Consider the following 21,482-nt stretch of genomic DNA (forward strand, 5'->3'; position numbering starts at 1 on the left):
TGCTCGCAATGGGAGGTTTTACGATGAAGCTGTCTGCACCCATCTATCATCTGAAGCGCAAGGCGAAGCGCCTGTCCCGCGACGAAAACATTCCGCTGCACGATGCGCTTGACCGCATCGCCGCGACGGAAGGCTTTTCCGCCTGGAGCCTGCTCGCGGCGAAAGCTGCCGCCATGACGCCGGCCAATCGGCTGTTCCCGCAATTCGTGCCAGGTGATCTGGTACTGGTTGGCGCGCGCCCCGGTCAGGGCAAGACGCTGATGAGCCTCGCGCTTGCCGTGGAGGCGATGCGGTCCGGCCACCGCGCCGCGTTCTTCTCGCTCGAATACACCGAGAAAGATGTTATGGATCGCTTGCGGGTGATCGGCGTGGACCCGGCGCAGTTCGAAAAACTGTTCGAGGTCGATTGCTCCGACGCCATCAGTGCCGATTACGTCGTCAAGCAGATGGCCGCGGCACCTCACGGCACGTTCGTCGTAATCGACTATCTGCAACTGCTCGACCAGCGGCGGGAAAACCCCGACCTCACCGTTCAGGTGCGCGCGCTGAAATCATTCGCGCGCGACAAGGGGCTGATCGTCGTCTTCATCTCGCAGATCGACCGCTCCTATGATCCCTCGGTCAAGCCCTGCCCTGACATCGGCGATGTCAGGCTGCCGAACCCGCTGGATTTGAAGCTGTTCGACAAGACCTGTTTCCTGAACAATTCCGAAGTTCGAATAGCGGGCTGACGACCCTGCTGCGAGGCCGCGGGTGTGACTGTTCACCCGCGGCGTTCGCTCTCATGCTTTCGCCGGCGAAACTTCGAGCTTGCCGGCGATGTAGCGCCGCTCCTGGGTCAGGCCGCCAAAGCCGTAGGCGTCGGCCTTGACCTCGTCGACATGCAGATAGGTCTCGGGATGCAGCGGGCCCAGGATCCCGGCCATGCGCTCGAACATCGCGGCGAGATAGGCGGCCTTCTCGTCCTTGGTGTTGGTGCCTTCGCTGACGTGGATGTCGATCCAGTAGCTGGCCAGCTTTTGCTCGGCGAGTGACTTGCCGCCGGCGAACCAGTCGGCGGCCTCCACGGACTTGACGATGATCGCGGTCACCTTGGGGTCCTTGTGCAGGATTGTTGCGGTGAGCTCGGACACGGCGCTCGCGATCTCGGCCTTCAGCGAGGGCGACTGGCGGGAGGTGGTGTAGGACACGGTGATCAGGGGCATGGTGGTTCTCCTCAAGATGCGGCGCCGTATGTGCGCGGCGTTGATGAGAAGCTAGACCTCCCCTGATCATTTTGCTATCTTATCTCTGTTGATAGCAGTGATAAGAATTCATAATGACAACCACACTCGACATCGCCACCGTCCAGGCCTTCCTGCTGGTCGCCGACCTCCAGAGCTTTACCCGCACCGCCGAAGCGCTCGGCACGACGCAAGCCGCCGTCAGTCTCAAGCTGCAGCGGCTGGAGACGTTGCTGGGAAAACGCCTCGTCGAGCGGTCGCCGCGCGCGGTCCGGCTCACCGCCGACGGTGCAGCGTTCCTCGATCGCGCCCGCGCGCTGATCGCGGCGCATGACCGCGCGCTGTCGGGCGAGGCTCCGGCGGCGCAGTCGCTCTCGCTCGGCATCTCCGACCATGCCGCGGGCCCGGAGCTGGTGCCGCTGCTCGAACGCCTGCACGCGATGTCTTCACACCTTACCCTCGCCGTCACCATCGGCTTCTCGCGCGAGATGCAGGATGCCTATGACGCGGGCCATTTGGATGCGGTGATCGTGCGGCAGGAAGGCAGCCGGCGCGGCGGCGAGAAACTGACCGAGGACGAGTTCGGCTGGTTCGCGGCAAGACGCTTCGCCCTGCCGAAGGGTGAGCCGTTGCCGCTCGCAACGCTCGCCCCGCCCTGCGGCGTCCGCGCCATCGCCGTCCGCGCGCTCGACAAGGCCGGCCTCACCTGGCGCGAGCGCTTTGTCGGCGGCGGCGTCACGGCGGTGGTTGCGGCCGCGCTTGCCGGGCTTGCGATTGCGCCGCTGGCGCGCCGGATCGCACCTCCCGGGCTGGTCGACATCGGGCCTGCGCACAAGCTGCCGAAGCTCGGCAGCTCGAAGGTGATGCTGCATTCGAAGGTCAGCGATCCCGCCAAGCTGGCAGCGCTACGCGCGGTGGCGGCGACGTTCCGAAGTGTAGCCGCCACCTGAGGGCTCACAAGATCGCCTCGAACGCGCTGCGCAGTGTCTCGTGCCGGAACACAAAACCGCGGCTGAGCGCCTTGTTCGGCAGCACGCGCTGACCGCCTAGCAATAGCTCGTCGGCAAAGCCGCCGCCGACCCGCCGTAGCAGGCCGCCGGGAATGCGAAACATTGCGGGCCGATGCAGATGGCGGCCGAGCTCCTCGGTGAACTTTGCGTTGGTGACCGGAATCGGCGCGGTGGCGTTGACGGGGCCGGCGAGATCGGGCGTTGCCATCACATAGGCAATCAGGCGGATCAAATCGTCGCGTTCGATCCAGGACATCCACTGCCGCCCGTTGCCGAGCGGACCACCGAGCCCGAACTCGAACGGCGTCAGCATGCGCGTGATGAAGCCGCCCTCCGTGCCGAGCACGAGGCCGATACGGAGATAGACGACACGGACGCCGAGCTCCTCCGCCGGCCGAGCCGCCGTCTCCCAGGCCGCGCACAGCTCGTGGCTGAAGCAGGCGTGAGATTTCGCTGACTCGGTCAGCACCTGGTCCGCCCACAGACCGTACCAGCCGATCGCGGAGCCGCTGACGAGAACCTCGGGCTTGCGGTCGAGCCGCGCGATCAACTTGACGATTTCGCCGGTCATGTCGATGCGCGAGCCGAGAATCTTCGCGCGCTTCGCCTCGGTCCACAGCCCGTTGTCGATCGGCTCGCCCGCGAGATTGACGATGGCATCGATAGGCGTGTCCGAGGCGAGCTGATCGAGGCTGGTGATCAGCGTCACCGGCGGCGGCAGCATCTCGGCCTTCCCGGGGTTGCGGATCAGAGCGATGACGTGATGCCCTGCTCCACTGAGGCTTGCTGCGAGGCGGCTGCCGATAAAGCCGGTGGCGCCTGATATCAGCACGGTCTTGCGGCCGGGATTTTTTCGACGAGGCCATGCGCGGGAACGCTTCGCATGCGGCCAAGCCGGCGCATCGCCGTAAAATCCCTGACGCCGCAGAGCGCCGCGCCGACCGCACACGCCGTCGCGGCAATGCTGAGCAGGCCCTGGTACACCACGGTCGCGCCGAACGGCTGCATCGCCCAATCGATCAGCACGGGCAACAGCAGCACCAGGATGGCGCCGTAGTTGATTGCCAGCAGCGTGTGATTGATGCGCTCGCTCGGCGGCAGTTTCCGGCTCAGATCCTCCTCGACGAAATCCATCAGCGTGATGACGATCTCGGCAACCAGGACTGCGACGATCAGCAGCGCCAGCACGCCATGGACCTCGAGCCAGCCGAGCAGCAGAAATAGGAGCGCATAGAGCATGTTGCGGATGCCGTGCAGTTTCAACTCGAAGCGCTGCGACGGGCGCCAGGCCAGGCGCTCGGTGAACTCGTGGTGATAGAATGTGTCGAACACGCCCATCACGATCTGGATGGCGATGAGCGTCCACATGAGCTGCGTCATGACACGGCCTCCCTGAACATGGCGGACTGGTGGATCAGCGTGCCGTAACGCGGATGAATGACATCGAGGGTGAAGCGGAAGGCGCCCTCGCCGAGATCGCTGTGGGTCACCGTGAGATCGCCCGGCGTCAGCCATTGCGGCAACGGGATCCACAGGCGTCCGAGCTGCAGGCCATAAGCAGCGCTGCGAAATGTCAGCGCCTGGCCCTCGACCGCGATGCGGAGCGCCATCGAGACGCCGAAGCCGACATATTCCTCGAGCCCGGTCGGGCCGGCGAAGCGTTTGGCGGAGTGGATCACTTGCGGAAAGCCGCGCTTGCGCGCGCAGATGCGGGTCCAGGTCTGGCCGCCGGTCGCGGCGTCTTCGGTCACCGTGACGATCATGGGGACGCCAGTGTCACGGCCGGTCGGCAGCGGGCCGCCGATCAGACGTGCGGCCTGGGCGAACCACCAGCCGATGGCGCTGAATCCGATCTCGTCGACCATTCCGACATAGACGACGCTGTCTCCGTCGGCGACGCGCTTCGAAAAACGCCGCCAGGTCGCCAGCGGCAGCCGGCCCCAATCCTCGTCCGACAGCAGCGCGCGGAAGCGGCGGTCGTCGAGCAGTTTGACGTGAGCGGAGGATGATGCGTTGGAGCCAGATAATCTTGCCGACGTCATCGCAACCTCCTCAACGCTATCTAGCTTTGCCCAGCGGCAGTAAATTGGCGATCTTCTCGCCAAGCCGCATCAGGGCCGCCAGCCGCGGCCGCGGCACCTTCAGCATCTGCATGAACCAGTGGTCGGCGAGCTCGGTGAAGGCGAGCATCTCCTTCAGCCGTTTGCTCGCGACCGGATTGATGGTCGGATCGTCGGCGGCATCGGACACGCAGGCCCTGAGCGCCGTGATCGCCGGATCGAGCTCCCGCTCCTTGCGCCGCGCCGCGATTCTGGCGGCGACCTCCCAGATGTCGGTCTCGGCCTCGTAATGGTCGCGGCGATCGCCGAGAATCGGGACGCGCCGGATCAGGTTCCAGGCGAGCAATTCCTTGAGCGAGTTGGAGACGTTGGAGCGGGCCATGCCGAGCGTGTCGGCGATGTCCTCGGCCGTCATCGGCGCCTCGGCCAGGTAGAGCAGACCGTGGATCTGGCTGACCGAGCGATTGACGCCCCATCCGTCCCCCATGTCGCCCCAATGCAGGATGAAGCGCTCGACGGCGGCGGGAAGTTTCTTCTTTCCGGTTATTTCTGTCATGACAGAAATATCTGACGCAACCGTTGCCTTGTCAAGCCCGCTCGATCGAGCTGCATACGGGGCTCGATATTTGCCTAAAAATGCTCCAAGCTCGGGGAACAATCCGCCAACTATCGCGTTTGTCCCCGTCGAGGCGGGGTCCCGGAATGGTCGAAAAATTTAGGCAGCAGAGAGACTTGTTCGAGAGCGAACGCAGTTTCCGGCTGTTGGTTGAAGGAGTTGCGGACTACGCCCTCTACATGCTGGATCCCACCGGGACCATCACCAGCTGGAACATCGGCGGCGAGCGCATCAAGGGTTATTCGCCCGGAGAAATCCTCGGCCAGCATTTTTCCCGTTTCTACACCGAGACCGACCGCGCCAACGGCAAGCCCGCCCGTGCGCTCGGCATCGCGCGGGAAAAGGGCCGCTACGAGGAGGAAGGCTGGCGCGTCCGCAAGGACGGCACCTTCTTCTGGGCGAGCGTCGTGATCGATCCGATCTACGAGGACGGTGCGTTGGTGGGCTTCGCCAAGATCACGCGCGACATCACCGAGCGCCGCAACACGCAGATCAAGCTCGAGGCGATGCAGAAGCAGCTCGCCGAGTCCCAGAAGTTCGATGCGCTCGGCCAGCTCACCGGCGGGATCGCCCACGATTTCAACAATCTCCTGATGATCATCAGCGGCAGCCTCCACATGCTGAAGCGAGGGGCCGACGAAGCCAAGCTTCAGCGCGCGATCTCGGCCATCGAGACCGCCACCAAGCGCGGCGCGGCGCTGACCAACCAGCTCCTCACCTTTGCGCGGCGGCAGAGCGTCAATCCGCAGGCGATCGACTTCGCCGACCGCATCGCCGCGATCCGCGAGGTGCTCGATGCCGGCGTGGGCAGCTCCGTGCGGCTCGCCTTCGACGTCAGCCGTGACGTCTGGCCGATCAGAACCGACGTCTCCGAACTCGAGACCGCGCTGCTCAACCTCGTCATCAATGCCCGCGACGCGATGCCCGACGGAGGCACGGTGACGATCGGGGCGCGCAATGTCGTGCTCGACGAGCCGCCCCTCGCCGGCGACTTCGTCGCGATCGACGTTACCGATACCGGGTTCGGCATTCCCTCCGACGTTCTCGAGAAGATCTTCGAGCCATTCTTCACGACCAAGCCGATCGGCAAGGGCACCGGCCTCGGCCTCTCCCAGGTGCACGGCTACGCCCATCAGGCCGGCGGCACGGTGAAGGTCGCAAGCGAGCTCGGCAAGGGCACGACGTTCACCTTCCTCCTGCCGCGCGGAGAAGACGCGCCATCGCGCGAGACGGCGGAGGCACCGGCGTTCCACGGCAGCGGCACGGTGCTGCTGGTCGAGGACAATCCGGACGTCGCCGTCGTCAGCATCGGTCTTCTGGAGCAGCTCGGCTATCAGGTGCGCCGGGTTGCGGACGCCGAGGCCGCGTTGCGTGAGATCGAGAAGAACGGCGTCGATTTCGTGTTCTCGGACATCGTCATGCCCGGCAAGATGGACGGGCTCAGCCTCGCTCATCGCCTCCGCCAGATCCGCCCCGGCCTGCCGATCCTGCTCGCCACCGGCTACAGCGACGTCGCCGCCGGCGTGCGCGGCGACTTTCCGATCCTGCGCAAGCCGTATGAGATCCACGAATTGAGCGAGGCGATCTCGAAGCTGCCGAGGTAAGGAGTTCTTCGCTGGCTGCGCAGAAAGAACCGGTTACACCGTCGGCAGAACCGAGAACTTCTCCCCTGCCCTTCGCAGGTTCAAATCGTCGACCTCGGCGGTCTCGCTGGTGACACTGTCCACGCGCGAGGACGGCGGGCCATGGCGGCACAGCGCGACCATGTCGGCGACGTGCTTCGGCGGTCCCGCGAACAGCGCTTCGACGCTGCCGTCACGGCGGTTGCGGACCCAGCCTTCGAGACCGCAATTCGTCGCCTGATACTCGACCCAGGCGCGATAGCCGACGCCCTGCACGCGGCCACTGATCATGACCTGAAGGATTGCCCGGCTCATTTTTTCAATCCGAGGACATCGGCGCTGCGCGCCTTGACGTCGGCCTGGCGCATGACGCGGTTGGTCAGTTCCGCCGACGGCAAGCCCTTGAGCGCCTTCGGCGCCGTCCCGTCACGGAGCGCCTTCTGCGTCTCGTAGACGGCCTGCGTGGCCGCCGCGATCGGCGCATGGCCCTGAAGCGCGATGCGCACGCGCTGGCTTGTGAGATAGTCGGTCGCGTTCAGTTCGTCCGGCGCACCGCCGAGCACGATCGGCAGGTGCGTCGCGGATGCGACCGCCTCGAGCTCGGCGCGCGACTTGATGCCGGTGAAGAACAGCGCATCGACGCCGGCGGCTTCATAGGCCCTGGCGCGGCGGATTGCATCCTCGATCGAGGTGATCGATGCCGCACCGGTGCGACCCACGATGACGAGCGAGGGATCGCCGCGGCCGTCGAGTGCCGCCTTCATCTTGCCGACGCCCTCCTCCAGCGAGATCAGCTGCGTCTTCGCTTCGCCGAAGCCGGCCGGCAGCAGCGTGTCCTCAATGGTGAGGCCGGCGGCGCCCGCCGTCTCCAGCTCCTGCACCGTGCGGCGCACGTTGAGCGCATTGCCATAGCCGTGATCGGCATCGACCAGCACCGGCAACGTCGCGGCGCGCGACATCCGCCGCATCTGCTCGGCCAGCTCGGTGAGCGTGATCAGCGTGATGTCGGGGTCGCCGAGCACCGCGAGCGAGGCCACCGAGCCGCCGAACATGCCGAGGGGGAAACCGAGATCCTCGGCGATGCGGATCGAGATGGCGTCGTAGACCGAACCGGGATGGACGCAAGTCCCGCCCGACAGGATCGATCGCAGTTTTTCGCGGCGGGAACGAAAGGCCATGGTTGCCTCACTCTCAATTCCTCATCCTGAGGAGCGCGCTCTTGCGCGCGTCTCGAAGGATGAAGGCCCGGCTGGTGGCCTCGCCCTTCGAGACGCCGCGCAAGCGCGGCTCCTCAGGGTGAGGGACTTCTGTTGCTCCGGAGCGCTTTACGCAAACTCCAGGATCAGCGCGTCCACCGCCAGCGTCGCGCCGGCGCTGGCGTGGATCTTCTTCACGGTGCCGTCCTGCTCGGCGCGCAGCACGTTCTGCATCTTCATGGCTTCGACCACGGCGAGCGTCTCGCCCGCCTTGACCTCCTGCCCTTCGATCACCGCGATCGAGACCACGAGGCCCGGCATCGGACAGAGCAGCTTCTTGCCAGTGTCGGCAGCCGTGGTCACCGGCATCAGCCGGGCCGAGGCGGCTTCGGCTTCGGTCCAGACATAGACCGGCACCTCGACGCCCTGGTGCGCGAGACGAATGCCGTTGGCGATCGGGCGCGCCTGCACCGCGACGACGTGCCCATCGATGGTGCCCTGCCAGACCGGATCGCCCGGCTTCCACGGCGACTGCAGCAGATGCGCATTGCCGGTCTTGCCGTCGGCATCGACGAAGCGGATGGAGATTGCCTCCCCCTCGCGCGCGACCTCGAGCAGAATCTCCTGGCGATCGAGCCAGACCGCGCGGCGACGCTCGCGCTGCACGATGCGGCCGCCGATCTGCCCCGAGATCTGCCGCTTGCGTTCACCGAGCACGTGATCGATGGCGGCGCCGACCGCCGCGATCCGCCGCGCGACCTTGCCCTCGGGCACGCGCACCGCAAACCCCTTGGGGAATTCTTCGGCGATGAAGCCGGTCGAGAGATTGCCCTCGCGCCAGCGCGGATGGTGCATCAAGGCCGAGAGGAACGGGATGTTGTGGCGGATGCCGTCGACATAGAACGAATCCAGCGCGGTCGCCTGCGCCTCGATTGCCGCCGCGCGCGACGGCGCGTGGGTGACGAGCTTGGCGATCATCGGATCGTAATGGATCGAGATCTCGCCGCCCTCCTGCACGCCGGTGTCGTTGCGCACGGTGATGCCGTCCAGGCTCACTTCCGCCGGCGGCCGGTATTTTACCAGACGCCCGATCGAGGGCAGGAAGTTGCGGAACGGATCTTCGGCATAGAGCCGCGATTCCACCGCCCAGCCGGTCAGCGTGACGTCCTTCTGCGTGAGGGCGAGCTTCTCGCCGGCGGCGACGCGGAGCATCTGCTCGACGAGATCGACGCCGGTGACGAGCTCGGTGACGGGATGCTCGACCTGGAGGCGCGTGTTCATCTCCAGGAAGAAGAAGCTCTTGTCCTGGCCGGCGACGAACTCGACGGTGCCGGCGGAATCGTAGTTCACGGCCTTGGCGAGTGCGACCGCCTGCTCGCCCATCTTGCGGCGGGTGGCTTCGTCGAGCAGCGGCGACGGCGCCTCCTCGATGACCTTCTGGTTGCGGCGCTGGATCGAGCATTCGCGCTCGCCGAGATAGATGACGTTGCCGTGCTTGTCGCCCAGCACCTGGATCTCGATGTGACGGGGATCGACGATGAACTTTTCGACGAAGACGCGATCGTCGCCGAACGAGGCCTTGGCCTCGGCCTTGGCGAGGTTGAAACCCTCCGCGACCTCGGACGTCGAATGCGCGATGCGCATGCCCTTGCCGCCACCGCCGGCGGAGGCCTTGATCATCACGGGATAGCCGATCTCGTCGGCGATCTTGACCGCGTGCTTGTCGTCCTCGATGAGGCCGAGATAGCCGGGCACGGTCGAGACTTTGGCTTTTGCCGCCGCCTTCTTGGATTCGATCTTGTCGCCCATCGCCGCGATCGCACCCGGGTTGGGGCCGATGAAGACGATGCCGGCAGCTTCCAGCGCGCGCGGAAACGCTTCGCGTTCGGAGAGGAAGCCGTAGCCGGGATGCACGGCCTCAGCGCCCGTCTTCCGGCAGGCCTCGACGATCTTCTCGATCACCAGATAGCTCTCGGCGGCTGCGGGCGGGCCGATCAGCACGGCCTCGTCGGCCATCTCGACATGAAGGGCGTCGCGGTCGGCCTCGGAATAGACCGCGACCGTCTGAATTCCCATGCGGCGAGCGGTCTTGATGACCCGGCAGGCGATTTCGCCGCGATTGGCGATCAGAATGCGTTTGAACATGCTTTTCTTGAGTCTCGACCTTGGGCGGGACCCTTCCCTGGCCGTTGGGACCTCTGGGAACGGGCCGTGTGGCTCCCGTGGTACATCAAAATGGGCCGGAGGCAACGGTCAAAATCCGGGCCCTCCGGCGTACCAGCGCAAGACCGAAACGGGGCCTGCGAGCCCCTGGGATGGCCTACGCGATGGCCTACGGCTTCCCGGCCTTGGCATTGTCCTTGGCGACGTTCCGGACCAGTTCGTGAATGAACCCCAGCTTGGCAACCACCGCAGGCGAGAGGATGAACGGATAGAGGTCGCGCATGCCCATGGCGCGGTTGACGCTGTTCATGGCGAAGGTGAAGGGCAACCATGCGTTGACTATCGCCTCGACGTCCCTTGCCTCGTAGGGGTTGAAGCGGATGCGCGTCGACAACTCTCCGTCGTGATCGACCTTTGGACGCACCTCCATGCCGAACTCGCCAGCCATCTCCAGGGTGTCGATGATGTGCAGATAATGCGCCCAGGTTTCTGCGAAATCCTCCCAGGGATGCGTGGTCGCATAGGCCGAGACGTAGTTCTGCTGCCAGTCCGGCGGGGCGCCTTCGGCATAGTGGCGCTCCAAGGCCTGTCCGTAATCGACGGAATCGTCGCCGAACACGGCGCGGCATTCGTCGAGCTTGCCGCCGTCCCGCACCAGCACGTCCCAGAAATAGTGCCCGACCTCGTGGCGGAAATGCCCGAGCAGCGTCCGGTAGGGCTCGCCCATCTCGAGCCTGCGCCGCTCGCGCTCGATGTCGTCGGTCTCGGTCAGCGCGATCGTGATCAGGCCGTTGTCATGGCCGGTCAGGATCTTCTCCCCGCTGTCCGGATCGTCGGCGAGGAAATTGAAGATCAGGCCATGTTCAGGATTGTCCTGCCGGGTCTGGAGCGGCAGCTTCCAGCGGATCAAGGAATAGAACAACCGGTGTTTCGCCACCTCCAGCTCGCGCCAACCGGCGAGCTGAACCGGATCGGACAGGTCCGGCACGATGCCGTTGTGGCGGCAGGCGCGGCAATAACCGGTGATATCATCGGCATCCGTCAGCCAGTTGCAGGAATCGTACTCGGCATTGCTGCACAACATGCGGCTTTCGCCCTTGTTGGCCAGCGTGCTCCAGGTCCCACCTTGAGCCTCCCCGTCGGGTTCGATCGCCGACATCGTCTCCTTCTCCGGCAGGAACGCGACGCGATGGCCGCAACGTTCGCAGGCGCGGTTCTCGAAATAAAGGACGTTGCCGCAGGCCTGGCAGACAAAGAGCTTCAAGATTTAGCCTCTTGAGAAAGGAGTTTTGGGAATGAAAGTTGTGGCGCTTTGCACATACGCGCGCGCAGGCTCATCGTTCCCGTATTCGGAACAAATAGCCAGATTCGGCGTTCATTATACCCACCTGCATTCGGTGGCGCTTTCATTTCCCTTTTGAGCAATGGCCATCACGCTTCGTCTGTGTGAATATCCGCCCGGCACGTGCGCTCACGCATCACAACGGCCAACGCCTTGAACGATCCTTTGCCCGAGACCATTGCCGCCGAAAGGCTGCGCCAGCACCTCGAAGATGTCGCGCGCGAGCGCGATGATGCCTATCGCGCGCTGCAGGAGCGCGAAGCCGAACTGGCGCGGATCCAGCGCATCGGCAAGGTCGGCGGTCTCGAGGTCGACTTGCGCGAAGGCTTCAAGAACCGCCGTTCGCCGGAATATCTGATGCTCCACGGCCTGCCGTCGGAAGCCGCCCATGAGTCGCACGAGGACTGGGTCAATCGCATCCATCCCGACGACCGGGACACCGCGGTGAAGCACTTCTTCGATACGCTGTCCGGCCCCAGCGAGGACTACACCGCCGAATACCGCATCATCCGTCCCAGCGACGGCGAGACCCGCTGGATCCGCGTCGTCGCCAAGATCGAGCGCGACGTCGACGGGCGCGCCATCCGGCTCGTCGGCGCCCATATCGACATCACCGACCAGATGCTGGTGCGCGAGACCCTGCGCGAAAGCGAGGAGCGCTTTCGGCTGATCGCCGACAGCGCGCCAGTGCCGATCTGGGTCACGAAACTCGACCGCACGCGCTCCTTCGCCAACCAGGCCTATGTCGATTTCGTCGGCCTGCCCTACGACCAGGCCATCGCATTCGATTGGCGCAAGGTGCTGCATCCGGACGACCTGCCGCATGTGCTGCAGCAATCCGTCCAGGGTGAGGCGTCGCTGAAACCGTTCGTGCTGGAAGCCCGCTACAAGAACGCCGACGGCGAATGGCGCTGGCTGCGCTCGGAATCGCAGCCGCGCTGGGACCCGACCGGCAGGCATATCGGCTTCATCGGCGTCGCCCACGACATCACCGGGGCCAAGCAGGCCGAGATCGAGCTGCGGCAGCTCAACGAAACGCTGGAAGAGCGCATCGCCGAGCGCACCGCCGAGCTCGAAGCCAACGAGGCGCGGCTGCGCGCGATCCTGGAGACCAGCAACCAGTATCAGGGGCTGGTCAATCTCGAGGGCGAATTGCTCTACGCCAACAAGACCGCGCTCGACGGCATCAAGGCGAGCTCTTCGGATGTGATCGGCAAGCCGTTGTGGCAGACCCCCTGGTTCAGCGCGACGGAGGGCATGAGCGCGCGGGTGCGCGAGGCCTTCGATACCGTGCTCAAAGGTGAAGCCGTGCGGCTGGAGATGCGCCTGCGCCTTCCCGTCGGCGAGCGCGATTTCGAGTTCGGCATGCGCCCGGTGCTCGATCGCCACGGCGCCATCACCGGCGCGGTGCCCGAGGCCGTCGACATCACCGAGAGACGCCGCGGCGAGGAGGCGCTGCGGCAATCGCAGAAGATGGAGGCGATCGGCCAGCTCACCGGTGGCGTCGCGCACGACTTCAACAATCTTCTCACCATCATCCGTTCGGCCACCGATTTCCTGCGCCGCCGCGAGCTGCCGGAGGAACGCCGCCGCCGCTATGTCGACGCTATTTCCGACACCGTCGAGCGTGCCTCCAAACTGACCGCACAGCTGCTGGCGTTTGCGCGCCGGCAGCCGCTGAAACCGCAGATCTTCAACGTCGGCAGCCAGGTCGAGGGCGTCGCGCAACTGGTCCGGCCGCTGGTCGGTGGCCGCATCGAAATCGCGGTGGAGGTTCAGGATGCCGACTGCTTCACTGTCGCCGACATCGCCCAGTTCGAGACGGCGCTGATCAACCTCGCCATCAACGCTCGCGACGCCATGGACGGCGAAGGACGCCTCACCATCGCCGTGCGCCAGGTCGAGGGTATCCCGAGCCTGCGGGCGCAATCGGCGCGCGGCGGCGACTATGTCGCGATCTCGGTCGCGGACACCGGCAGCGGCATCGCGCCTGAGAACATCGACGCCATCTTCGAGCCGTTCTTCACCACCAAGGAGGTCGGCAAGGGCACCGGCCTCGGCCTGAGCCAGGCATTCGGCTTCGCAAAGCAGTCCGAGGGAGACATCGCCGTGACCAGCACGCATGGTGAAGGCGCGACCTTCACCATGTATCTGCCGCAGGCGCAAAGCCCCGGGACGGACAAGGAGGCCACGGCGCTGACCTACGAGGCCGCGACCACCGGGCGCGGCTATCGCGTGCTCGTGGTGGAGGACGATGACGAGGTCGGTCGCTTCTCCACCGAGCTCCTGGAGGATCTCGGCTATGTCGTCCGCCGCGTCGCCAACGCCAATGCGGCGCTCGCCATCCTCGGCGAGAACGAGTTCGCCGTCGACCTCGTCTTCTCCGACGTCATCATGCCCGGCATGAATGGCGTCGAGCTCGCCGGCATCATCCGCGAGCGCTATCCGGGCCTGCCCGTCGTGCTCACCAGTGGTTACAGCAACGTGCTCGCCGAGAACGCCCATCGCGGTTTCGAGCTGATCCAGAAGCCGTATTCGGTGGAATCGCTGTCGCGCATCCTGCGCAAGGCGATCACGGAGAAGCTGTCGGTGGCGCGGTGAATGTAATCGTCGTAAGTTACCGCCCTGCATTCCGTCATTGCGAGCGCAGCGAAGCAATCCAGAATCTTTCCGCGGAGATAGTCTGGATTGCTTCGCTGCGCTCGCAATGACGGCGCTAGTGCGCCGTCGAAAACAACGGACATCGATGAAATGAAATCCACCCTCTTCTCGGCATGGCAGACCTGGGCGCTGCTCTCCGCCTGCTTTGCGGCGCTGACTGCGATCTTTGCCAAGGTCGGCGTCGAGAACATCCATCCGGACCTCGCCACCTTCATCCGCACCATCGTGGTGCTGGTCGCGTTCTCGGTGCTACTGTTCTTCACCGGGCAATTCGCCGTGCCGTCAGAAGTCTCGTCGAAGACCTGGCTGTTCCTGGGGCTGTCGGGGCTTGCGACCGGTGCGTCCTGGCTCTGTTATTTTCGCGCGCTGAAGCTTGGCCCCGCCACGCTGGTGGCGCCGATCGACAAGCTCAGCGTCGTGCTCGTCGCGCTTTTCGCCTTCGCCTTTCTCGGTGAGCGGCCGACCGCACAGGGCTGGGTTGGCATCGCCATGATCGGCGCCGGCGCGGTGCTGCTGGCGGTCAAGTTTTGAGGAGCGCTCCGATCCGCGGAACCAGGCGGACATCCCGTCGGTTGCTACCGGGCGCATTTAGGCCTTGATCGAGAGATCGACGTCGAACCAAAACCCCGATCAGGCAAGGCGTGCCGGTCCCGCGCTGGATGCTGTGAACTTCTTCCTCGCCGACGTTCGCGACGGACTCGGCCCTTATCTCGCCGTCTATCTCCTCACCGAACAGCATTGGGACGAGGCGCGCATCGGGCTCGTCATGTCGATTGCGACCATCGCGGGCATCGTGGCACAAACGCCGGCCGGTGCGCTGGTCGATGCGACGCGGGCCAAGCGGCTGGTCATGGCCGCCGCCGCCTCATGGTGACATTCGCCTCGCTGTCGCTGCGGTTATTTCCGGGCTTCCTGCCGGTCGCGATCTCGCAAGGCATCGCGCAGGCGGCGGCCGTCATCTTCCCGCCGGCCATTGCCGCCGTCTCGCTCGGCATCTTCGGCCATGCGGCCTTCACCCGCAGGGTCGGCCGCAACGAGACATTCAATCACGCCGGCAATGCGGTCGCAGCGGGTCTGGCGGGACTCTCCGCCTACTGGTTCGGGCCAACCGTCGTGTTTTACCTTCTCGCCGCGATGGCGGTCGCCAGCCTGGCCAGCATTCTCGCCATTCCCCCCAAGGCAATCGATCACGATCTTGCCCGCGGGCTGCACGAGGGGGAAGCCGCCGACAAGGGCGAACAGCCCTCCGGCCTGAGCGTGCTCCTGACCTGCCGTCCCCTGCTCATCTTCGCGATCTGTGTCGCTCTCTTCCACCTCGCCAATGCGGCCATGTTGCCGCTGGTCGGGCAAAAGCTCGCCTTGCAAGACAAGAACATGGGCACCAGCCTGATGTCGGCCTGCATCGTTGCAGCGCAATTGGTGATGGTGCCGTTCGCGATGCTAGTCGGCGCGAAGGCCGACCGCTGGGGCCACAAGCGCTTCTTCCTCGCCGCGCTCCTGATCCTGCCGCTTCGGGGGGCCCTCTACACTCTCTCCGACAATCCGTTCTGGCTGGTCGGCGTGCAGCTTCTCGACGGCGTCGGCGCCGGCATTTTTGGCGCGATCTTCCCTGTCATCGTCGCCGACCTCATGCGCAACACCGGCCGCTTCAACCTCGCGCAAGGCGCCGTGATCACGGCCCAAAGCATCGGCGCGGCGCTGTCGACGACGCTCGCGGGCTTCGTCGTGGTTGGCGCGGGCTACGGTGCAGCGTTCATTGCGCTCGGTGTGGTGGCCGCAATCGGCGCCGTCGTCTGTTTTGTCGCGCTGCCCGAAACGCGGCAAATCGCAGATGGCGGTCCGCGCCCGCGGGGGAAGACAGCGGAAGCGGCTTCCGCTATCGCTGCCGAATGAAGCATTTCCGCATCGAGGAGTGACCGTGCCGTCTGACGCCATCTGGGCCTGGAGCATCATCGTAGCTGCTACCGCAGGCGTCATCATCCGGCCCTTTCGCTTGCCGGAAGCAGTCTGGGCCGTGCTCGGCGCCGGCGCGCTGGTGCTGCTCGGCTTGCTGCCGTGGCGGGATGCGGTGACGGGCGTCGAGAAGGGTGTCGATGTCTATCTGTTCCTGATCGGCATGATGCTGATCGCCGAGCTGGCGCGGCTCGAAGGTCTGTTCGACTATCTCGCAGCGCTCGCGGTGGAATATGCCGGCGGCTCACCGCAGCGGCTGTTCCTGCTGATCTACATCGTCGGCACGCTGGTCACCGTCCTGCTCTCGAACGACGCCACCGCGATCGTGCTGACGCCCGCCGTCTATGCCGCGACGCGCGCAGCCGGCGCCAAGCCGCTGCCTTATCTGTTCGTCTGCGCCTTCATCGCCAACGCCGCGAGCTTCGTGCTGCCGATCTCCAACCCGGCCAATCTCGTCGTGTTCGGGGCGCACATGCCTGAGCTCACCGAATGGCTGCGCCTGTTCGCCCTGCCCTCGGCGGCCTCGATTCTGCTCACCTATGTCGTGCTGCGCCTGACCCAGCACCGCGCGCTGAAGGAGGACAGCATCGCCCGCAGTGTGCCGCACCCACAACTCGGCCGCGGCGGCAAGCTGACGGCAATCGGCATCGTCGCCATCGGAATCGTCCTGGTCACGGCCTCCGCGCTGGACAAGCAATTGGGTTTGCCCACCTTCATCTGCGGCGTGGTGACGGCCGCGATCGTGCTGCTGGTCAGCCGGCAATCGCCGCTGCCCGTGCTGCGCGGCGTGTCCTGGAGCGTACTGCCGCTGGTCGGCGGACTGTTCGTGATGGTGGAAGCGCTGATCAAGACCGGCGTGATCGGGCAGCTCAGCGCGCTGCTGCATGAAGCCGTCGGGCAATCCGTGACGAAGGCCGCCTGGAGCGTCGGCATCGCCACAGCGATCGCCGACAATATCGCCAACAATCTGCCCGTCGGCCTCGTTGCAGGCTCGGTCGCCGCCAGCGATCATCTGCCCGCGCCGGTCGTCAGCGCCATCCTGATCGGCGTCGATCTCGGACCCAATCTGTCGGTGACCGGTTCGCTCGCCACGATCCTGTGGCTGGTCGCGCTGCGGCGGGAGAAGATCGAGGTCGGCGCCTGGCCGTTCCTCAAGCTCGGCATGCTGGTGACGCCGCCGGCCCTGATCGCGGCCTTGGCCGCCGCGATCAGGTAGCGCGCGCTACTATTGTTTGAGCATGATCTTTTCGGAAAACCGCTTCGCAGTTTTCCGGATCATGCCCTAGTCGTTCTCGTAGCCGTAGACTTCCGGCAGGATGAAGATGGCCGCGAGCAATCCGATCAGCGGGAAGATCGCGACCATCAGCGTGGCGTTCGCCTGCCCGATCGCAGCGAACACGGTCGGGAACAGGAAGATCGCCAGGAACGACGGCAGCTTCACGAACATGTAGGCGAAGCCGCTGGCGGTGCCGCGATATTTCGGCTTGGCGACCATGGTCGGGATCGTCATGCAGTTCGACGCGTCCCAATAATGGCCCCACAGCATGGCGGCGGCCGCGAACGGCAGCAGGACCTTGTTGCCGGTGTAGAGCGCGAAGGCCGCGACCAGCAGCGAGACCAGCACGATCGAGAAGCCCGCGATCGAGATGCCGCGATGGCCGATCTTCGGCGTCAGCAGCGGACCGACCCAGCCCGACACGGCAGCGAAGGAGAACAGCGCCATCGTCACCAGATTGATGCCGAGCACGCTCGACACGCCGACCATGACAAAGAGCACCGGCAGGTAGAACGCGAAGGTCGAGAATTCGCTGGCTTGCGCGAAGCAGGCGATCCAGCCGTAGATCGTGGCGCGCCAGCGGATCGGATCCTTCCTGAGGTCGGCGATAAAGGCACTGGTGCTGACCTTCGGCATCACCACGTCCTGATCCGGCAGCATGGCGAGATCGTCGTTGAACATCTCGCGCGCGACCTTCTTGGCCTCGCGGTAGCGTCCCTTCTGCACCAGCCACACCGCCGTCTCCGGCACGTCATGGCGCATGATCAGGATGATCAGCGCCGGCAACGCGCCGAGACCGAGCGTCACCCGCCATAGCGTTTCGTGGTGGATGTCGAGCAGCAGGAAGATGACGATGACGCCGATGGTGAGGACTTCACCGACCGCGAACATGAACTGCCAGCGGTTGCCCATGACCTCGCGCTCGCCCTTGGCCATGGATTCCATGATGTAGGTGTAGCCGGTCGAGATGTCGGACCCCAGCGGAATGCCGAGCAGGAAACGGATCACGATCAGCCAGGTGACATTCGGCACGAAGGCCTGCGCCAACGCCAGCACGATGAACATCACCATCGTCACCAGGAACATGACGCGGCGGCCGATCTTGTCCGAGAGCCAGCCACCGAGCAGCGCGCCGATCAGGGCGCCGCCCTGCGTACCGGCGGCGGCGAGACCCAGCATCAGCGGATCGGGATTGTACTGCTCCTTGATGAAGATCAGCACGAAGGCGATTGAATAGAGGTCCCAGGCCTCGACCAGGATCGAGGCCATCATCAGCCAGCCGACCTTGTTGCCCTTGGGACTGTAGTTCGTGATGAGGTAGCGGACCGCGGCTTCGCTCGCGGTCGGTTCTGGCATCGCCATCGTTGACATCTTTGGTCCTCTCTTCAAAACTCTTTTACGGGCCGAGCAGCGGTTCGATGCTGCAATCGAGCAGGCGGGGGTCGATCCCCACCTCCATGCCCGTGAACATCTCGCCCATGTAGTCGATCAGGGCATCGCTCGCCTTCACCGCGTCCTCGGCGCGGCGGCCGGCGACCGCGGCGAGAATGGCGAGGTGACGGTCGATCGTGCCCGCCAACTCGGCCTGTCCCGGCATGAAACGGTGGTGGATGTAGCCGATGCGCCGGTACAGCGTGTGCAACGGCCGTAGCGTGTGCACCAGAAACGGCTCGCCCGCCGCCTCCAGCACCAGCGCATCGATGCGGCGGTCGATATTGTTGAATTCGTCGAGGGTCAGAGTGGCGCGGCGCTCGCGCAAGAGACGCTCGATGTGCAGCGCCTGATTGCGGTGCGAGAGGCTGGCGCGATCGGCCGCGAGCCGGACCACGAAGCGCTCCATGTCACGGCGCAAGGCCAGCAGCATGCGCTCGCGGGCCAGATCGATCGGCGCAATGTGCAGACCGTGGCGCGGCCGGATGATGATCAGCGTGTCGGCGGAGAGACGATTGACGGCGTGATGCACCGGTGTACGGCCGAAGCCGGTGATGTGCTGCAATTCCAGCATCGTCATGAACTGGCCGGGCTTGAGCTCGCAATGGACGAGGAGCTCTTCGATCTTCTGATAGGCCAGCTCGAAGAAGTTGAGGCGATTGCGCCGCGAGGGCTTGCCCTCGCCGTCGTCGGTCCTCACCACCTCGAGCGCGCGCTTGCGCGTTGCCATGTCGTCCTCTCCCGTCAGCCCGCGCCGTCCTTGCAGGGCAGCGCCTTGGTTGCAGGGCAGCGCCTCGTTTGTGATATCCCTAAAACATGTTGTGATATATTACAAGCGGGCGTAAGACTCGCGCGTGCCCGCAACATGTTGCGGCGCGGCATAAAACGAGACGGCGCGAGGCGCCTGTGATGGGAGGAGAACTGCCGTGAAAATCACGTCGATCGAGACGCTGCGCACCGAAGAATTCTCCAACGTCATCTGGGTGCGCGTTCATACCGACACGGGCATGATCGGTCTCGGCGAAACCTTCTACGGCGCCGGCGCAGTCGAGGCGCAGATCCACGACACCTTTGCCGGCCGCCTGCTCGGCCGCAATCCCCTGCACATCGAGGCAATCCATCGCGACATGCTGAACCTGCCGATGGCGCAGTCGTCCACCGGCGTCGAATATCGCGCGGCCTCGGCCATCGACATCGCGCTGTGGGACCTGTTCGGCAAGGTCTGCAATCAGCCGGTGCACCAGATGCTCGGCGGCCTCTGCCGCGACAAGCAACGCATCTACAACACCTGCGCCGGCACCCAATATGTCCGCTCGACCAATATCAGTCCGGTCTCGAACTGGAATCTCGGAGCCTCCAAAGGTCCGTATGAGGATCTCGATGGCTTCATGAACCACGCCGATGCGCTCGCCGAAAACCTGCTGGAGAGCGGCATCTCCGCCATGAAGATCTGGCCGTTCGATCCCGCGGCACAGGAGAACAAGGGCCTCTACATCACCGCCGCGCAGATGAAGCAGGCGATCGAGCCGTTCGAGAAGATCCGCAAAGCGGTCGGCGACAAGATGGAGATCATGGTCGAGCTCCATTCGCTCTGGAATCTGCCGACAGCAAAACAGATCGCCCGCGCGCTCGAGCCCTACAAGCCGACCTGGTACGAAGACCCGATCCGGATGAACTCGCCGCAGGCGCTGGCCGAATACGCCCGCTCCACCGACGTCTGGGTCTGCGCCAGCGAGACGCTGGGCTCGCGCTTCCCCTACAAGGACATGCTCGACCGCGACGCCATGCATGTGGTGATGGCGGACCTGTGCTGGACCGGCGGCCTCACCGAGGGCCGCAAGATCGCGGCAATGGCGGAGACCTATCACCGACCCTTCGCGCCGCATGACTGCATCGGTCCGATCGGCTTCATCGCCGCCATCCACATGTCGTTCAGCCAGCCCAACACGCTGATCCAGGAATCCGTGCGCGCCTTCTACAAGGGCTGGTACAATGAGCTCGTCACCACCATGCCCACGATCAAGGACGGTTTTGTCTATCCGATGGAAGGACCCGGCCTCGGCGTCGACCTTCTGCCCGCCGTATTCGACCGCTCCGATCTGACCGTGCGCCGCTCCAACGCCTAAGGATTTCTCGAGATGAGCACCGCCCTCTTCGACCTTTCCGGCCGCACCGCGCTCGTGACCGGCTCCTCCCGCGGTCTCGGCCGGGCCATTGCCGAGGGCATGGCCAAGGCCGGTGCCAAGCTGATCATCAACGGCGTCGATCCCAAGCGGGTCGAACAGGCCGTGGCTGAATTTCGCGCCGCCGGACATCAGGCCGAAGGCGCCGCCTTCAATGTCACCGACGAGCCCGCGATCGTCGCGGCGTTCGACGATTTCGACAGACAAGGCGTGGCGGTCGACATCGTCGTCAACAATGCCGGCATCCAGCACCGCAAGCCGCTGGTGGAGTTCACGACCGACGAGTGGCGCAAGGTGATCGAGACCAACCTCACCAGCGCCTTCGTGATCGGCCGCGAGGCGGCCAAGCGCATGATCCCGCGCAAGCACGGCAAGATCATCAATATCGGCTCGCTCGGCAGCGAGCTGGCGCGGCCCACGATTGCGCCCTACACGGCCGCCAAGGGCGGCATCAAGAACCTGACCCGCTCGATGGCGGTGGAATGGGCCCAGCACGGCATCCAGGCCAACGCGATCGGCCCCGGCTACATGCTGACCGACATGAACGAGGCGCTGGTCAACAACACCGACTTCAACAACTGGCTGATGGGCCGCGTCCCCTCGAAACGCTGGGGCCGGCCGGACGAGCTGGTGGGCGCTGCGATCTTCCTGGCGTCCGAAGCCTCAACTTACGTCAACGGCCAGATCATCTATGTCGATGGCGGCATGATCGCCGCGATGTGATCGGCGAAACGCTGAGGGAACAA

At 65.0% G+C, this 21,482-nt stretch carries 17 protein-coding genes and 2 pseudogenes; 9 read left to right on the top strand and 10 right to left on the bottom strand.

Annotated features, from left to right (window positions below; genetic code table 11):
* The first annotated feature begins 23 nt into the window (after positions 1-23).
* Positions 24-731 carry a DNA helicase gene (locus tag IVB31_RS11720; RefSeq protein ID WP_247322128.1) on the top strand — a complete coding sequence of 236 codons (708 nt, stop codon included), beginning with the start codon at positions 24-26 and terminating at the stop codon, positions 729-731.
* Positions 732-782: 51 nt separating this feature from the next.
* Here the strand turns inward: IVB31_RS11720 and IVB31_RS11725 are convergent, their stop codons facing one another.
* Entirely contained in the window at positions 783-1,205 is a 423-nt protein-coding gene (locus IVB31_RS11725) for a 4-oxalocrotonate tautomerase family protein (RefSeq protein WP_247322009.1), read from the bottom strand.
* A 113-nt stretch (positions 1,206-1,318) separates the two neighbouring features.
* On the opposite strand from IVB31_RS11725, the gene IVB31_RS11730 reads away from it, so the two are divergent.
* Positions 1,319-2,173, top strand: coding sequence for a LysR substrate-binding domain-containing protein (locus IVB31_RS11730; protein ID WP_247322012.1), 855 nt, complete (start codon positions 1,319-1,321; stop codon positions 2,171-2,173).
* Positions 2,174-2,177: 4 nt separating this feature from the next.
* On the opposite strand, the pseudogene IVB31_RS11735 reads toward IVB31_RS11730, so the two are convergent.
* From IVB31_RS11735 to IVB31_RS11745, 3 genes and pseudogenes are all read right to left on the bottom strand, one after another.
* Positions 2,178-3,613: pseudogene (locus tag IVB31_RS11735) on the bottom strand (TIGR01777 family oxidoreductase).
* The gene (locus IVB31_RS11740) at positions 3,610-4,275 is read right to left on the bottom strand and encodes a DUF4166 domain-containing protein (protein WP_247322015.1); all 666 of its coding nucleotides are present in this window, start codon (positions 4,273-4,275) and stop codon (positions 3,610-3,612) included. Before IVB31_RS11740 ends, IVB31_RS11735 begins: the two are co-directional and overlap by 4 nt.
* A 16-nt stretch (positions 4,276-4,291) precedes the next feature.
* Positions 4,292-4,849: a MarR family transcriptional regulator gene (locus tag IVB31_RS11745; protein WP_247322018.1), complete on the bottom strand. Its 558-nt coding sequence runs from the start codon at positions 4,847-4,849 to the stop codon at positions 4,292-4,294.
* 146 nt (positions 4,850-4,995) lie between these two features.
* Between IVB31_RS11745 and IVB31_RS11750 the strand changes: the two genes are divergently transcribed.
* Entirely contained in the window at positions 4,996-6,513 is a 1,518-nt protein-coding gene (locus IVB31_RS11750; RefSeq protein ID WP_247322021.1) for a PAS domain-containing sensor histidine kinase, read from the top strand.
* 33 nt (positions 6,514-6,546) lie between these two features.
* Here the strand turns inward: IVB31_RS11750 and IVB31_RS11755 are convergent, their stop codons facing one another.
* From IVB31_RS11755 to IVB31_RS11770, 4 genes are all read right to left on the bottom strand, one after another.
* On the bottom strand, positions 6,547-6,846 hold the full coding sequence (locus tag IVB31_RS11755; protein ID WP_247322024.1) for an acylphosphatase: 300 nt from the start codon (positions 6,844-6,846) through the stop codon (positions 6,547-6,549).
* Complete coding sequence (locus IVB31_RS11760; RefSeq protein ID WP_247322026.1) at positions 6,843-7,709, bottom strand: isocitrate lyase/PEP mutase family protein; 867 nt, start codon at positions 7,707-7,709, stop codon at positions 6,843-6,845. Before IVB31_RS11760 ends, IVB31_RS11755 begins: the two co-directional genes overlap by 4 nt.
* Before the next feature lie 147 nt (positions 7,710-7,856).
* Entirely contained in the window at positions 7,857-9,872 is a 2,016-nt protein-coding gene (locus IVB31_RS11765) for an acetyl/propionyl/methylcrotonyl-CoA carboxylase subunit alpha (RefSeq protein WP_247322029.1), read from the bottom strand.
* A gap of 187 nt (positions 9,873-10,059) precedes the next feature.
* Entirely contained in the window at positions 10,060-11,154 is a 1,095-nt protein-coding gene (locus tag IVB31_RS11770; protein ID WP_247322032.1) for a putative zinc-binding peptidase, read from the bottom strand.
* Positions 11,155-11,355: 201 nt separating this feature from the next.
* Between IVB31_RS11770 and IVB31_RS11775 the strand changes: the two genes are divergently transcribed.
* From IVB31_RS11775 to IVB31_RS11790, 4 genes and pseudogenes are all read left to right on the top strand, one after another.
* Positions 11,356-13,833, top strand: coding sequence for a PAS domain S-box protein (locus tag IVB31_RS11775; RefSeq protein WP_247322035.1), 2,478 nt, complete (start codon positions 11,356-11,358; stop codon positions 13,831-13,833).
* Positions 13,834-13,983: 150 nt separating this feature from the next.
* A complete protein-coding gene (locus IVB31_RS11780; protein ID WP_247322036.1) occupies positions 13,984-14,424 on the top strand; it encodes an EamA family transporter in 441 nt (146 codons plus the stop codon).
* Between the two features lie 67 nt (positions 14,425-14,491).
* Positions 14,492-15,786: pseudogene (locus IVB31_RS11785) on the top strand (MFS transporter).
* A gap of 25 nt (positions 15,787-15,811) precedes the next feature.
* Entirely contained in the window at positions 15,812-17,062 is a 1,251-nt protein-coding gene (locus IVB31_RS11790; RefSeq protein ID WP_247322038.1) for an arsenic transporter, read from the top strand.
* A gap of 66 nt (positions 17,063-17,128) precedes the next feature.
* On the opposite strand, the gene IVB31_RS11795 is transcribed toward IVB31_RS11790, so the two are convergent.
* Entirely contained in the window at positions 17,129-18,493 is a 1,365-nt protein-coding gene (locus tag IVB31_RS11795; protein ID WP_346730864.1) for an MFS transporter, read from the bottom strand.
* A 25-nt stretch (positions 18,494-18,518) separates the two neighbouring features.
* Entirely contained in the window at positions 18,519-19,283 is a 765-nt protein-coding gene (locus IVB31_RS11800; protein ID WP_247322041.1) for a GntR family transcriptional regulator, read from the bottom strand.
* Positions 19,284-19,479: 196 nt separating this feature from the next.
* Here IVB31_RS11800 and IVB31_RS11805 point away from each other — a divergent pair, with 196 nt between their 5' ends.
* Positions 19,480-20,679 (top strand): mandelate racemase/muconate lactonizing enzyme family protein, encoded by a 1,200-nt coding sequence (locus IVB31_RS11805; protein WP_247322042.1) that lies wholly within the window; start codon positions 19,480-19,482, stop codon positions 20,677-20,679.
* A 12-nt stretch (positions 20,680-20,691) separates the two neighbouring features.
* A complete protein-coding gene (locus IVB31_RS11810; protein ID WP_247322044.1) occupies positions 20,692-21,459 on the top strand; it encodes an SDR family oxidoreductase in 768 nt (255 codons plus the stop codon).
* Positions 21,460-21,482: the final 23 nt, after the last annotated feature.

It is taken from the genome of Bradyrhizobium sp. 21 (assembly GCF_023073335.1).
GTDB lineage: Bacteria > Pseudomonadota > Alphaproteobacteria > Rhizobiales > Xanthobacteraceae > Bradyrhizobium.

What these genes read in the sequence shown, in the direction of transcription:
- IVB31_RS11750 (WP_247322021.1), top strand. Translation starts at nt 4,996, where the DNA reads ATGGTCGAAAAATTTAGGCAGCAGAGAGACTTGTTCGAGAGCGAACGC.
- IVB31_RS11800 (WP_247322041.1), bottom strand. Translation starts at nt 19,283, where the DNA reads ATGGCAACGCGCAAGCGCGCGCTCGAGGTGGTGAGGACCGACGACGGC.
- IVB31_RS11765 (WP_247322029.1), bottom strand. Translation starts at nt 9,872, where the DNA reads ATGTTCAAACGCATTCTGATCGCCAATCGCGGCGAAATCGCCTGCCGG.
- IVB31_RS11760 (WP_247322026.1), bottom strand. Translation starts at nt 7,709, where the DNA reads ATGGCCTTTCGTTCCCGCCGCGAAAAACTGCGATCGATCCTGTCGGGC.
- IVB31_RS11810 (WP_247322044.1), top strand. Translation starts at nt 20,692, where the DNA reads ATGAGCACCGCCCTCTTCGACCTTTCCGGCCGCACCGCGCTCGTGACC.
- IVB31_RS11740 (WP_247322015.1), bottom strand. Translation starts at nt 4,275, where the DNA reads ATGACGTCGGCAAGATTATCTGGCTCCAACGCATCATCCTCCGCTCAC.
- IVB31_RS11730 (WP_247322012.1), top strand. Translation starts at nt 1,319, where the DNA reads ATGACAACCACACTCGACATCGCCACCGTCCAGGCCTTCCTGCTGGTC.
- IVB31_RS11795 (WP_346730864.1), bottom strand. Translation starts at nt 18,493, where the DNA reads ATGTCAACGATGGCGATGCCAGAACCGACCGCGAGCGAAGCCGCGGTC.
- IVB31_RS11725 (WP_247322009.1), bottom strand. Translation starts at nt 1,205, where the DNA reads ATGCCCCTGATCACCGTGTCCTACACCACCTCCCGCCAGTCGCCCTCG.
- IVB31_RS11780 (WP_247322036.1), top strand. Translation starts at nt 13,984, where the DNA reads ATGAAATCCACCCTCTTCTCGGCATGGCAGACCTGGGCGCTGCTCTCC.
- IVB31_RS11720 (WP_247322128.1), top strand. Translation starts at nt 24, where the DNA reads ATGAAGCTGTCTGCACCCATCTATCATCTGAAGCGCAAGGCGAAGCGC.
- IVB31_RS11745 (WP_247322018.1), bottom strand. Translation starts at nt 4,849, where the DNA reads ATGACAGAAATAACCGGAAAGAAGAAACTTCCCGCCGCCGTCGAGCGC.
- IVB31_RS11755 (WP_247322024.1), bottom strand. Translation starts at nt 6,846, where the DNA reads ATGAGCCGGGCAATCCTTCAGGTCATGATCAGTGGCCGCGTGCAGGGC.